Origin of the sequence: Streptomyces sp. 5K101, from assembly GCF_046506645.1 — a bacterium.
In the GTDB taxonomy this organism is placed as follows: Bacteria; Actinomycetota; Actinomycetes; order Streptomycetales; family Streptomycetaceae; genus Streptomyces.
In genome coordinates, this window is record NZ_JBKFFO010000004.1 from 270,865 (window position 1) to 283,484 (window position 12,620).

Annotated in this window: 10 protein-coding genes and 1 pseudogene; 6 read left to right on the plus strand and 5 right to left on the minus strand. The window is 73.3% G+C overall.

Going from position 1 to position 12,620, the window contains the following annotated elements; translation table 11 throughout:
- Positions 1-233: 233 nt before the first annotated feature.
- From ACLB9X_RS09625 to ACLB9X_RS09635, 3 genes are all read left to right on the plus strand, one after another.
- Positions 234-1,856: a protein kinase domain-containing protein gene (locus ACLB9X_RS09625; RefSeq protein WP_410359837.1), complete on the plus strand. Its 1,623-nt coding sequence runs from the start codon at positions 234-236 to the stop codon at positions 1,854-1,856.
- Positions 1,853-2,557 carry a hypothetical protein gene (locus ACLB9X_RS09630; RefSeq protein WP_410359838.1) on the plus strand — a complete coding sequence of 235 codons (705 nt, stop codon included), beginning with the start codon at positions 1,853-1,855 and terminating at the stop codon, positions 2,555-2,557. Before ACLB9X_RS09625 ends, ACLB9X_RS09630 begins: the two co-directional genes overlap by 4 nt.
- A 127-nt stretch (positions 2,558-2,684) precedes the next feature.
- Positions 2,685-4,187 carry a DUF6056 family protein gene (locus ACLB9X_RS09635; protein ID WP_410359839.1) on the plus strand — a complete coding sequence of 501 codons (1,503 nt, stop codon included), beginning with the start codon at positions 2,685-2,687 and terminating at the stop codon, positions 4,185-4,187.
- Here the strand turns inward: ACLB9X_RS09635 and ACLB9X_RS09640 are convergent.
- Positions 4,162-5,139, minus strand: a complete 978-nt coding sequence (locus ACLB9X_RS09640) for a glycosyltransferase family 2 protein (protein ID WP_410359840.1) — start codon at positions 5,137-5,139, stop codon at positions 4,162-4,164. The genes ACLB9X_RS09635 and ACLB9X_RS09640 overlap by 26 nt on opposite strands.
- Positions 5,140-5,356: 217 nt before the next feature.
- Between ACLB9X_RS09640 and ACLB9X_RS09645 the strand changes: the two genes are divergently transcribed.
- Entirely contained in the window at positions 5,357-5,773 is a 417-nt protein-coding gene (locus ACLB9X_RS09645) for a hypothetical protein (RefSeq protein ID WP_410359841.1), read from the plus strand.
- 30 nt (positions 5,774-5,803) lie between these two features.
- On the opposite strand, the gene tpg is transcribed toward ACLB9X_RS09645, so the two are convergent.
- From tpg to ACLB9X_RS09665, 4 genes and pseudogenes are all read right to left on the minus strand, one after another.
- The gene (tpg, locus tag ACLB9X_RS09650) at positions 5,804-6,364 is read right to left on the minus strand and encodes a telomere-protecting terminal protein Tpg (RefSeq protein ID WP_410359842.1); all 561 of its coding nucleotides are present in this window, start codon (positions 6,362-6,364) and stop codon (positions 5,804-5,806) included.
- Between the two features lie 9 nt (positions 6,365-6,373).
- Positions 6,374-8,699: pseudogene (tap, locus tag ACLB9X_RS09655) on the minus strand (telomere-associated protein Tap).
- Positions 8,700-8,774: 75 nt separating this feature from the next.
- Positions 8,775-9,743: an endonuclease/exonuclease/phosphatase family protein gene (locus tag ACLB9X_RS09660; RefSeq protein ID WP_410359843.1), complete on the minus strand. Its 969-nt coding sequence runs from the start codon at positions 9,741-9,743 to the stop codon at positions 8,775-8,777.
- Positions 9,736-10,437: a hypothetical protein gene (locus ACLB9X_RS09665; protein ID WP_410359844.1), complete on the minus strand. Its 702-nt coding sequence runs from the start codon at positions 10,435-10,437 to the stop codon at positions 9,736-9,738. Before ACLB9X_RS09665 ends, ACLB9X_RS09660 begins: the two co-directional genes overlap by 8 nt.
- 141 nt (positions 10,438-10,578) lie before the next feature.
- Between ACLB9X_RS09665 and dnaN the strand changes: the two genes are divergently transcribed.
- Together dnaN and ACLB9X_RS09675 are read left to right on the plus strand one after the other, a co-directional pair.
- On the plus strand, positions 10,579-11,697 hold the full coding sequence (gene dnaN, locus ACLB9X_RS09670) for a DNA polymerase III subunit beta (protein ID WP_410359845.1): 1,119 nt from the start codon (positions 10,579-10,581) through the stop codon (positions 11,695-11,697).
- 162 nt (positions 11,698-11,859) lie between these two features.
- On the plus strand, positions 11,860-12,606 hold the full coding sequence (locus ACLB9X_RS09675; RefSeq protein ID WP_410359846.1) for a carbonic anhydrase: 747 nt from the start codon (positions 11,860-11,862) through the stop codon (positions 12,604-12,606).
- Positions 12,607-12,620: the final 14 nt, after the last annotated feature.

Sequence of the window (12,620 nt, forward strand, 5' to 3'; positions counted from 1 at the left end):
GGCAGGGTGGGGGAGGAACTGGTCGGTGATGTGAGAGCGCTCTCAGAAGGAGCGCCGGGGCGGAGCGTAACCCGAGCCGGGCGGGCAGGTCCATGCCAAGTACAGCCCGTGTGGCAATTGTCCTGATCCTTACGGGAACCAGCCGTGAGGGACATATGTCTGTGCTGGGGACAGTCCGTGTGTCCGCGCCGACGACGGCCCGGCGCGGGACGCCCGCCAGTCAGGGGGACCCCATGAGCGTGTGGTCGGTACCGGGATACACCGAGAGCCGTGAACTCGGATCGGGGGCCGGCGGACGTGTCGTGCTCGCCGTCCACGACGCCACCGGCGTGCCGGTCGCAGTGAAGTACCTGGGCGAACGGCTGCGCGGGGACGCGGCTTTCGTGCGCGACTTCCGGGCGGAGGCCCGGCTGCTCGGCGCGCTGGAGTCAGCGTACGTCGTACGGCTCTACGAGTACGTCGAAGCGCCGCGGGGTGCCGCCATCGTGATGGAACTGGTCGACGGGATCGCCCTGCGCTCGCTGCTGGCCCGCGAGGGGGCGACCGGTCCTGAGGCGGCCCTGGTGGTGCTCAAGGGGTCCCTTCTCGGACTCGCCGCCGCCCACGGCGCCGGTGTCGTGCACCGCGACTACAAGCCGGAGAACGTACTGGTCTCGGCCGACGGCACGTCCAAACTGGCGGACTTCGGCATCGCGGCGGGCCGTGGCAGCACTCCCGGCGTGGCGGGCACTGCGGCGTACATGGCGCCGGAGCAGTGGCAGGGTGAACCGGCGTCCCCGGCGGCCGATGTCTACGCGGCGACCGCGACCTTCTACGAGTGCCTGACCGGCCACAAGCCCTACACCGGCGACAACTTCGCCGAGCTGGCCCTTCAGCACATCGGCGCGCCGGTCCCCGAGGACGACACGCCCGAGGCGGTGAGGCCGCTGATCCGGCGCGGGCTGGCGAAGGCGCCCGAGGACCGCCCGCAGAGCGCGGCGGCGTTCGTGGCCGAACTGGAGGAGATCGCCGGCGCTGCGTACGGGCCCGGCTGGGAGGAGCGCGGACGGCGGCGGCTGGCGGCCCTCGCCGCGCTGCTGCCGCTGCTGTTCCCGTCGGCCGGGGACAGCGATTCCGGTACCACCAATGTGGCGACGACCTCCCTCGGCGCGGGACCCGGCGGAGGGCCGACTCCCGGACTGCGCCGGGTACTTGCCGGAATCGCCGCGGCCGTGGTGGCCGTGCTCCTCGCCGTCGCCGCACGGGCGGGCACCGACGCGGGAGCGGAGGCCGCCGCCGCGGCTGTGGCGACCACGAGCGCGCTGCCGAGCGTGCCCGACACGCCGGCCGCGGGGCCGGAGACGTCTGTTGGCCCGTCGCCGGCGGCCGCCACGCCTTCGGCGCCCTCGCCCTCCCCGTCGTGGAGCACCGCGCCGGTCCCCACCGGGGTGCCGACGACGGGCGCGCCCAGCGCGTGGCCGACCCCCGAACCGTCCGCGGAGCCCTCCGCGGAGCCGTCCGCCGGGCCGACGACACCGCCGCCCTCCCCGGTGTCGGTGCGGTCCGTCTCCGTCACGAGCTTCCGCCAGACCGGCGCGACGACCGGATCCGCCTCCGTCGACGTCGCCGCAAACGGCACGGGCCCGGTCACGATCGTCGTGTCCTGGTACACCGGCGACACCAAGGGACAGCTCGGCACGCCGGACGGCTCGCAGACGTTCGAACGCAGCGGCGCGACGCGGTACACCCTCCCGCTCACCCACACCTTCCAGGGCCGGGGCTGCTACTGGGGTGTCCGGGCGTCCACGGATCCGGCTGCCGCGAACGGCACCTCCACCCAGCAGTTCCTGACCAGGAGGGGGTGCCCGGTCGGATGAACGGTCACCTCGGTCCCCGCTCCGGCGAGGGGCGGGACGCCGCGGGCGCGGACGAGTACAGCGCGACCGCCCTCGGCAGCCACTGGTTCACGTACCCCGAGCCCCATGACGCCATCGGCGGCCCCACCGCCGTGCTCGGCCGCCCGGCGCGGGACGCCACGCCGGACCGGGTCGAGGGCGACGTGCTGCGGTTCGGCCCCGGGGTCACCGCGGCCGTACGGCGCGCCGACGGCGCCGTGACCGCCGTCGACGTGTGGCACGGCGCCCGCGCGGGTCGGCCACCGGCCGGTGGCCGTGCGCGCCGCAGCGGCCACCGGCTGCGCGGCTGCGCGCCGTTCGCCGTCGTGCTGCTGGCCGTGCTTGCGTTCCTGGCCTGGGAACAGTACGGGCCCGGGGTCGGCGTACGCGGCGTCGCGGTCCGGACGCCCGCCGAGGGGCCCGGCTGCGACGGCACCGCCGACGTCGTGGGCGTGGTGCGGGCCGACGGCAGGCCCGGCACCCTCACCTACCGCTGGGTGCGCAGCGACGGCACGACGTCGGAGCCGCTCCGCCAGAAGGTGGGGCGGGGTCAGAAGCAGGTGACCCTGCGCCTGTTGTGGACCTTCCACGGCCGCGGGGAGTACCGGGCGCGCGCCGAGCTGCGTATCGTCTCGCCGTCACGGCACACGGCGTCGGCGCGGTTCGCGTACACCTGCCGCTGAGCCCGCGCCGCACCGGACCGGGCCCGTCGTGGCGACCCGTCGATCTTGCCCGGCGGAAGATGGAACGGTACAGCCGGGATTCGCCTCTTGGATGCCGGACCATCGGTTTTCCGAAGGGCAGGACGACATGGCCGTCGACGCATCAGGCGTCACCGTCGCGCGGGAACCGGCCGGACTCGCCGTTCCGGAGCGGCGGAACGGCCCTCGGCGTGTCTGGGCGTCCTGGCGGGCCGCCTGGCCGTTCGCCCTGGCCGCGCTGCCGCTGGGACTGCTCGGACTGGCGTCGTGGTTCGGACGCCATGTGCGGCCCAGCGCCGACGAGTGGTGCTTCCTCCCCGTGGTCCGCGACCACGGCGTCTCGGGCCTCATCGGTAGGTTCTGGTACACGGACAACGGGCGTCTGGGCAACGGTCTGCTGGTGGGTCTGTACGCCAGGTTCCCCGTCGCCGGGCACCAGTGGTTCGGCCTGGTCAGCGGCGTCCTGATGCTGGGTCTGCTGTGGGCCCTGACCGCGCAGGTGCTGCGCAGGACGGGCCACTCCGTGCCGCGCGGTGTGCCGCTGCTCGTCGCCTCCGTGGTCATGGCGGTGTTCCTGTTCGCCACGCCGAACACGTACAAGACGTTCTTCTGGCCCGCCGCCTCCGTGTCGCACACCGTGGCGCCGGTCCTCGCGTGCGCCGCCGCGCTGCCGCTGCTGCGGGCCCGGAGCCGTGCCGGGCGTGTCGCCGCCGTGATGACCGTGGCGGTCGCGGGCGTGTTCATGGGAACGCTGTCGGAGGAGGCGTCGGTCGTCGCCCTGGTCGTGCTGTCCGGTGCCGTGCTGTTCGCCCCTCGCCTCCTCTCGGCCGGCGCACAGCGGTTCGCCCGCATCTGGTCGCTCGCGGGCATGGCCGGTGTCGGCGTCGGCACGCTGCTGCTGCTGACGTCTCCGGGGTCGCGCAACCGGCGTGAACGGTACGGCGCCGAGGGCACGTCCATGCTGGCCCCCGAATCGCTGCTCGGCTCCCTGCGCGGCTTCGCGCACATCCTGGTCACGGTGTTCTCGACCTGGCAGTACGTGGGCGCGGTGGCCGCCGGTGTGCTGCTGGGACTCGTGGCGCGCCGCCGGTCCGGCCGGCCGTCGTTCCTCCTCCCGTGGCGGCCGCTGCCGCTGCTCGCGCTGGGCGCGCTCGCGTTCCTGGTCTCCGGGTTCCTGTGCACCGTGATCACCTATCCGGTGTTCGGGGCGCAGGTCGTCACCACGGAACGGACCTGGAACGACTATCTGCTGCTGTACATCGTGCTGTTGGTGACCGCGGGCGCGTTCCTCGGCGGCAGGCTGCGGCAGTACCGTCCGGCTGCCGCGACGGCGACCGCCGCGGCACTGTGCGCCGTGGCCGTCCTCGGGCTCGTCGCCCCGCTCGTCTCCCTCGGCCACGACATGCAGGTGCGGGCCGAGCGGTGGGACCGCCAGGACCGCGCACTGCGGGAGGGCGCCGCGCGGGGCGCGACGGAACTCCCGTACACGCCCGTGCCGGTGGCGAGGATGCTGGAGCCGTTCAGCAACAACGGGCGCCGGGTGTGGCCCGCGCAGTGCGTCGCCGACTACTACCGCCTGGAGAAGGTCACTTACTCGCAGCGGCTTCCCTGACGGATGCCTCCGGCCGCGCGGCGGTCGTCCCGTCGGTCTCGCGGATCACGTAGTGGGGCCGCCGCTTGGCCTCGTGGTAGATACGGCCCACGTACTCGCCGATCACCCCGAGGGTGACGAGCTGGATGCCGCCGAGTCCGACGATGGCGGTGATCAGCGTGGCGTAGCCGGGTGTTTCGATGCCGTTGACCAGGGAACTGCCGACGATCCAGGCCGCGTACGCGAGGGCCGAGAGCAGCAGCCACAGGCCGGTGTGGATCGCGAGGCGCAGCGGGCGGCTGTTGAAGGAGAGCAAGCCGTCGATGCCGTAGTTCAGCAGCCGCCGGCCGCCCCACTTGGAGCGGCCGGCCGGGCGCCGCACATTGGTGTAGGTGAAGCTGACGGTGTCGAACCCGATCCAGGAGAAGAGGCCCTTGGAGAAGCGGTTGGACTCCGGCAGAGACAGGATCGCACCGACCGCACGGCGTGAGAGCAGCCGGAAGTCGCCCGCCCCGTCGACGATCTCGACCTCCATGAACCGGCGCACGAGGCGGTAGTACGCCTGGCTGAGCGCGGTGCGGACCGCGCCCTCGCCGGTGCGGTCGCGCTGGGCGACGACCTGGTCGTAGCCGTGACGGTGCAGTTCGAGCATCCGCGCGATCAGCTCGGGCGGGTGCTGGAGATCGGCGTCCATGAGGACGACGACGTCGCCCTGCGCCATGCGCAGCCCGGCGACCATCGCGGCCTCCTTGCCGAAGTTCCGGCTGAAGGAGGTGTACCGCACGCGGGCGTCCGCGGCGGCGAGGCCCTTGAGGTGCACCCGGGTCCGGTCGTCGCTGCCGTCGTCGACGTAGCAGATCTCAAAAGTGGTCCCGGTCGACTCCAGGGCGACGACGAGGGCCCGGTGGAACTCCTCGATGACCTCGCTCTCGTTGAAGCACGGCACGACGACCGAAGTATGGACTCTTGTCATCTCACTCCATGCGCTGCGATGCGGGCGGGCTGCGGCGGGCGGCCCGTTGCACAGGGAGAAGATGGCCGTCGGCCCGTCGGGGTTGCCTCCATGCTGGGACCTGCTCCGGTGCGTCACGGGGAGTGGACCGTCCCGGGCGCGTGTCGGGTGCCCCGTTCGGCGTACGCCTCCGGGCAGGCCCGGGCGGGACGAATCATGCGCGCTGCTGGCGGACGTCATGTTCGGCCGGCGCCCCGCGGTGTGGTCCACGCACACGCGATCGGAATGGCACCTCCTCCTCGGCGAGACGGTCGCCACGGCGGGACTCGTCCTGCTGATCACGGGGCTGCGGCGGACGCGCCGCGCCCGGTTCGCGCCCGTCGCGGTCGCCGCCTACATCGCCGCGGCGATCTGGTTCACCTCGTCCGGCTCCTTCGCCAACCCCGCCGCCACCGTGGGCAGATCCCTCTCGGACTCCTTCACGGGCATCGCTCCGTCGTCGCTGGGCGGGTTCGTCGCCGCCCAGCTCGCCGGCGGCGTGCTCGGGGCCGGTCTGTGCGTGCTGCTGTACGGACGGCCCAGGAGGAGGGCTGCCGCATCCGTGCGGCCCGCGGAACGCGCCTGCCGCTGCGGCACGCTCGATCTGGCGTCGTGAACGGCGCGCCGCGTCCGTGCCGGAACCGGGTCAGCTGTAGTCGATCTCGACGTAGTCGATGTCGGTGAACTCCACCTGCAGGCCCTCCGCGCGGCGGCCGCGGTCCTTGAAGTAGATCTCCTGGAGCCCCTCCGCCGCGATCTGCTGCAACTGCCCTTCGCTCGCGCCCGCGTCCTGCGCGGCGAACAGCCGGGCCGCGTAGTCGGGCGGCAGGTGCTGCGTGATGCGGCGGATGCGGCTGTCGTCGGTGCTGCCGGGGGCCGCCGTGAACCCGAAGCGGGCCCGGGTCTCGATCACCAGACCGCGCGCCGTCGCGGCCTGCTTGCGCGCACGCTGCTTCACCCTCGGCTGCCACAGGCGGCGCACCTCGGCGGCCATCCGCGCGGCGAGTTCCTTGCGCGGCCGTTTGATCTGCCCCTTCAGGTACCGCTCGACGGTGCGCTGGGAGACGCCGAGCTGTTCGGCCACCGCTTTGGTGGACCCCTTGGCGCTTTTCACGAGGAACCGCACACGGGCCTGTGCGCCCACCGGGATCGGGCGGGTGGTGACGTGCTGCGCGGCCCGGTCCAGGCTGTCGCCGATGTGCCCCATGGCCTGTTCCTACTCTCCGTCGTCCGAGGCGTCCGACCCCTTGATGTGCCGGGCCGGGTTGAGCCCCTGGTCCAGCAACTGCACCGCCCACATCATGGACTGCGTGCCCTCGTGCTTGACCATGCCCGGGCTCACCCCGAGGCGGAACGCACCGGGTGCCGGCCGGCCGTCGGCCGTGTGCGGCAGGAAGTCCAGCGGGCTGGGCCCGTCCGACAGGTAGACCGCGCCGTCGGACAGCAGCGCGATCGCGCACAACGCGTCCTCGCCGAGCCGGAGATGACCCACCGGCACCGGGTCACGCTGGGCGGCCAGAGCGGTCCTCAGGAGCTTGCGGTGCATGTTGACACGGGCCGTCGCGATGACGGCCGCGCGGATGTCGGGTCGCCAGGTCGGCCGGGACAGCGCCGGCCACCGCTCCCCCGGCCGGTAGGACGTGCCCTGGGGGCGCTCCCGCAGCTTGCCGATGCCGCCCTTGACCGTCGCCTTGATCGCCGTCAGCACGGCGGCGAGCGCCGGGTCGTTGTGCCGGTGCGCGGCCATCGCGGCGAGGAACTCCTCCTCGCCCAGGCCCGCCGGCACCCCGAGATCGGCCATCGTGGCCTTGTACGCCTCGCTCAGCCGCTTGTACCAGGGGTCGAGGTAGGGGCCGCTCTCGGTGCGGACCCACGCCTCGACGGGAGTGATTCGTGACGGGCGGGCGATAGGTGTCGACGAGCTCGTGGGCGTAGGCGACGGTCGGGGTCGCGTACCAGGCCGGTCCCGCGGGGCGCACGCCGTCGGGGGTGAACGGGTTCGGCAGCCGCGGGTCGATCTCGATGCCGGACAGGTCGACGAGCCAGGAGCCGGGAACCGACTTGTCGAACGCCGGGGCGCGCACGTGGACCGCCTCGCCGAAGCCGACGACGAGCCGGTTGGCCGCCGCCAGGAACGCGGTGTTGACGTCGATGCCGACCGCGTACCCCTTCGCGCACTCGGCGTCCGTGAGCAGTTCGGGGTCCCGCGTCCACTCGAACGCCTCCTCGTCGAGCACCTCGTCGGGGGTGCGCCGGTGCCCCCGCGGGTACAGGGAGGCGACGACCGGGTGCTCGTCCGGCGCCTCGGGCGGCGCCGGGTCCACGGCTTCGGTGAGCGCCCCGGGCACCGGGCCCGACGTCCACGAGCCGGTGTCGGCGTCCTGCACCGCGCGGGTCGGCGGCCGCAGCGCGGTCATGAGCTCCAGTCCGGACACGGCGGCCGAGCCGCGCGGGGTCAGCACACGGGCGGCGTACGTGCCGAGAACGCGGGCCAGTTCGGGCGGTGGGAGAGTGCCGGCGTCGCCCCACGCGCGGGTGTCCAGCGCGCCCCACGGCAGGACGGCGAGCTGGACGCAGCTGCGCCGGCCGGACTGGGCGGGCCGGTAGATGCGCGGCCAGGGACCGAAGCCGCGCCGGGTCAACCGCCACTTGGCGCGAGCGAGTCCGCGGACCACCGGGTGGTCGTCGGGCAGCCGCAGTGCCCGGCGGTCCTCAAGGAGGGCGGGCAGCCCGAGCCGCACGGCGGCCGCCTCGGTCAGCACGATCAGGGGGTCGGCGTCCTTGCCGTTGCGGTTCAGCCGGGGCGCGCCGAGCCGGGTCTCGCCGAGCGTCCACTCGACGAGGGCGGGCACGTCCTCGGCCGGGCAGTCGAGGATCAGGCCGCCGGCGCAGTGGGCGCGGCCGTCACCGTCGAGCACGGCGAGCGGCCCGTCGGCGAACCGCGGGTCGGCGGCGACGGCCGGGCCGGACGGCTCGCCGTCCCGCGTCCGCGCGCCGTGCGGGCGCCCGCGCGCGGACCGACCGCCGGGACGCGAAGCGCCGGGGGCGAACCCCTCGTTGACGCCGTCGGCGTCGGGATGGGGCCGCCGGGCGGCGCCACGGTGCGGTGCGGGACCGGGTACGGGGGCCCCGGCGGCGGAACCGGACCGCCGGCCGCCATGGTCCGGTGCGGGACCGCGTGCCCGGTCCGGCGCGGACGAGTCCCGGGCGGACGCCTTCTCGGGCGCTGACTGGTCCGTGCGGGACGGGTCCGGGGCGGACGGGGCTTCCGGCGTGGGCCGGGGTGGGTGTTGGGCAGCGAGGCCCTCCAGGAGGCGGGCGTAGGCCGCGCGCTTCGGCGGTCGCGGGTCCGTACGGCCCGCTTCCCAGCTCGTCACGGTCTCCCGCCGCACCTTGAGCGCTCGGGCCACCTGCTCCTGACTGACCCCCGCTGCCTCGCGCAGACGCTTGCGCTCGGCCGGTGCGGGCAGCGTGTCCTGGGCCGCCGCCTGTTCCAGCAGTGCGTCCACGGCAGCGAACAGCTCCGCCTGTTCGTTGGCCACGCGGATCACCTCCGGCGCCCACCCTAGCCCCAAACGCACCCCGGATCGCACGCCGAACACACCACGCGGCGCGAGTCAGAGCCGGATGCGGGCGGCGACGGGCAGATGGTCGCTGCCGGTCGCGGGCAGCGACCTGACGTCGACGACGGTCGCGGACCGGGCCATGATCTGGTCGATCCTGGCCACCGGGAACGCCGCCGGCCAACTGAACGCCATGCCTCGCCCTGCCACCCGCAAATGGGGGCCGAGCGGATCGAGACCGCGGTCGTCGACGGTGGCATTGAGGTCACCGAGCAGAATCACGCGGTCCACCTCCTCGGCCGCGATCGCCTCTGCCAGCAGGGCCGCACTCTCGTCCCGCCGGGCGGAGCCCAACCCGTGCGGCACCCCCAGGCGTACCGAGGGCAGGTGGGCCACGTAGACGGCGACGTCGCCCTCGGGGGTCCGCACGGTGGCGCGCATCCCTCTGTTCCAGCCCGGCCCGATGCCACGCGGCCTGATGTCCACGTGCCGTACGTCTTCGATGGGATGGGCGGACCACAGCCCCACGGTGCCGACCACCGCGTGGTGGGAACACCGGGCCGCGAGCGACTCGGCGTACACGGGCAGCGCCTCGGGAGTCACTTCCTCCAGGGCGACGATGTCGGGTCGCTCCCGCAGCAGCGCCCGCGCCGTACCTGCCGGGTCGGTGTTCGCATCACTGACGTTGTGCTGCACCGCCACGATGTCGTGGGACTCGTCGCCGGCGGGCAGCAGCAACGGCCCGAACTGGCCGAGCCAGGCGGCCGTGGGCAACAGCAGGGCGACGAGGGCGGTGACCGACCTCCGCAGCAGAGCGACGACGAGCAGCACCGGCACGGCGAGGCCGAGCCAGGGCAGGAAGGTCTCCAGCAGACTGCCGATCCGGCCGGGCGTGTTCGGTGCGGCCCGGTGGAAGGTGAGCAGGAACGCCGTGAGGACGGCGCACGCGCCGACCACGCGCCCGCGGCGCGGCAGCCGTATGCGCCGCCGCCACGGATGCACTGCCGATCGGGGCTCAGCCATCGAAGGCCTCGAGGGTGACGAGCGCCGTGGTGCCGTTCTCGTGGCGCACGGGCAGCCGGACGACGTCCGCGCCGGTGGGGGCGGCAGTTCCGGTACCGGTGGCCGACGTGGTGGGAGCCGAAGTCGTGACGGGAGCGGTCGCGTGGGGAGCGGAGGTCGTGACGGAAGGCGTCGTGGTGGCGGCCGTGCCGGAGGCCGTGGGTTCGGCGAACGGTCCCGCGGGGTCGTTGCTCGTGTCGATCTCGATGCAGATGTCCTCGGCGCAGTGCTCCTCGGGCCGGACGTTCGGATAAGCCGATGCCGGCCACTCGTCCACGTCTTCGCGCGGCATCCGGAACGTTCCCCGGACCACGTCGTCCATCCAGTCGTCGACGCTGCACTCCTCGTCGGTGGTCTGCTCGGGGAGCGTGCCGTGGGCGAACTCCATCGCGACCGAACAACTGATCGTGGAGTGCGTGCCGAAGGGATCGTCGCTGACCATGAACGAGACCATGAACCACGCGAACCAGCCGGCCACCGCGCCGCCCGCGACGACGGGCACGGCCACGACGGCCCACAGCAACCGGAGCGGCCATCTGCGCCGACGGTCGTCGGGCGGATGCCCGTCCGAGTCGCCCGCGTTCCCTGCCGTCGTCTGCGCCGTCGTCTCTGCCGCCGTCCCCGCTGCCGTGCCGGCATCCTCCGTGTCGCCCACGACACCCCCCTGTCCCCGATCGCTTCCGCGAGGCCCTCACCTCCCCCGGTGCCCACGATCCTGCCAGGCCACTGTGACAAGGGCGTTGTCAGTGCCGGTCGATAGCGTCGAAGCGTCGCCGTCGACGAGGAGAGGGTTCGTATGGAATTCCGGATCGAACGCAGTGAGCTGGCCGAAGCCGTCGCGTGGGCGGCCCGTGTGCTGCCCGCCCGCTCACCGGTGCCCGTGCTCGGCGGACTCCTGCTGGACGCGGGCTCCGGGACGCTGCGCATCTCGGGCCTGGACTACGAGGCGTCCGCGCGCATCGAGGTCGAGGCGGACGTGGTGCGCCCGGGACGGGTGCTGGTCATGGGGCGCAGACTGGTCGACGTCTGCAAGGTGCTTCCCGCCGGCACCGTGGAGTGCTCGGTCGACGGGTCGCGGTTCTCGGTGGTGAGCGACGGTGCGCGGTTCGGGCTGTCGGTGCTGCCCTTCGACGACTACCCGGCCCTGCCCGCGCTGCCGGAGTTCCGGGGAGTGGTGGACGCCGAGGTGTTCGCCGCGGCGGTCGGTCATGTGGCGGTCGCCGCGGGGCGTGACGACACGCTGCCGGTGCTCACGGGCGTCCGGGTGGCCTTCGAGGGCGAGACGATGACACTGGCCGCGACCGACCGGTACCGGTACGCGGTGCGCACGCTCGGCTGGAAGCCGCAGGAGCCGGACGCGTCCGGCGAGGCCGTCGTCCCGGCGCGCCGCCTCACCGACATCGCGCGGTCCCTGGCCCGCTCCGGGATGGTCAGGATCGCTCTCGACAGGGGTTCGATCGGCTTCGAGAACGGCGGCATGCGGATCACGACCCGGCTGGTGGAGGGACAACTGCCGCGTCATAACAAGCTGTTCGGGCTCACACCGGCAGCTGTCGCGGTCACCGACCGCAAGCCGCTGCTGGAGGCGGTGCGGCGGGTGGCCGTCGTCGCGGAGGGGGACAGTCCGCTTCAACTCGACTTCTCGGACGGCTCGGTGAGTCTGCGCGCGGGGTACGAGGACGACGTGGCGTCACAGCGGCTGCCGTCGGCGCTGGAGGGCGCACCGGAGATGACGGTGGCCTTCAACCCGTCGTATCTCGTGGACGCGCTGTCGTCCTTCGACGCGCCCGTGGTCCGTTTCAATCTGCTCGGTCCGGGGCAGCGGGCCCTGCTGACGGGCCTGTCGTCCGCCGACGACAGGGACTCGCCGCCGGCGCACCGTCATCTGCTGATGTCGGTGAAGCCACTGGTGTGACCCGGCCGTCAGCCGGTCCCGAGCAGGAGCGTGGCGAGGTCCGCCGGGTCACGTACGCGAACCTCCGGCCTTTTACGGCTACCGACCAAGTTTTGACCAAGCAGGCGCAAAAGAACTCGTCGGACGAACACATGAACGGATCGGCGCTCTACGTTCACGCGTGTGACACTCATCCGACAGACCGAAAAGCCGGTGGGCGAGAGCCGCCGGACCCTGCTCCGCGCGGCCGTCGCAGGCGGCGCCCTCGCCACGGGCGGCCTGGCCCTCGGAGCGGTACCGGCGACCGCGGCGCCCCGCACCGCGACGTCGCGCCGGCACCCGCGCCCGACCACGCCCTCCGCCGCGCTGCGCGAACTGGCCGCCGGCAACCGCCGTTGGCGTACCTTCCACCAGCAACACCCGCACGAGAGCGGAGCCGTGCGCGAAACCCTGGTCACCGGGCAGCACCCGTTCGCCGTGATCCTGGGCTGCATCGACTCCCGGGTGCCCCCGGAGCTGATATTCGACCAGGGTCTCGGCGATCTGATGACGGTGCGCGCCGCGGGCGAGGTCCTGGACGAGGCGGTGCTCGGCAGCGTGGCGTACGGCGTTCTGGAGCTCGGCACACCGCTGGTCGTGGTGCTCGGGCACCAGGCGTGCGGAGCCGTGAGCGCGGCGGTGCGGGCCGAGGAGACGGGTGAGGAACTGCCCGCCCACATCCAGTACATAGCCGATCGCATACGCCCGGCCATCGACCACAGCCAACAGGGCGAGGCACGGATCGAGTCCACGATCGACCGCAACGTCGCCATGGTCACCCGGCAGCTGGCCGAGGAGCCCGACCTCGCCGCCCGGATCGCCACCGGCGCCCTTGCGGTCGTCGGCGCGCACTACGAGCTGTCGTCGCAGCGGGTGCACACCCTCACGTGACACACGCCGCCCGG

What these genes read in the sequence shown, in the direction of transcription:
- ACLB9X_RS09660 (WP_410359843.1), bottom strand. Translation starts at nt 9,743, where the DNA reads ATGGCTGAGCCCCGATCGGCAGTGCATCCGTGGCGGCGGCGCATACGG.
- ACLB9X_RS09625 (WP_410359837.1), top strand. Translation starts at nt 234, where the DNA reads ATGAGCGTGTGGTCGGTACCGGGATACACCGAGAGCCGTGAACTCGGA.
- tpg (WP_410359842.1), bottom strand. Translation starts at nt 6,364, where the DNA reads ATGGGGCACATCGGCGACAGCCTGGACCGGGCCGCGCAGCACGTCACC.
- dnaN (WP_410359845.1), top strand. Translation starts at nt 10,579, where the DNA reads ATGGAATTCCGGATCGAACGCAGTGAGCTGGCCGAAGCCGTCGCGTGG.
- ACLB9X_RS09645 (WP_410359841.1), top strand. Translation starts at nt 5,357, where the DNA reads ATGTTCGGCCGGCGCCCCGCGGTGTGGTCCACGCACACGCGATCGGAA.
- ACLB9X_RS09630 (WP_410359838.1), top strand. Translation starts at nt 1,853, where the DNA reads ATGAACGGTCACCTCGGTCCCCGCTCCGGCGAGGGGCGGGACGCCGCG.
- ACLB9X_RS09635 (WP_410359839.1), top strand. Translation starts at nt 2,685, where the DNA reads ATGGCCGTCGACGCATCAGGCGTCACCGTCGCGCGGGAACCGGCCGGA.
- ACLB9X_RS09640 (WP_410359840.1), bottom strand. Translation starts at nt 5,139, where the DNA reads ATGACAAGAGTCCATACTTCGGTCGTCGTGCCGTGCTTCAACGAGAGC.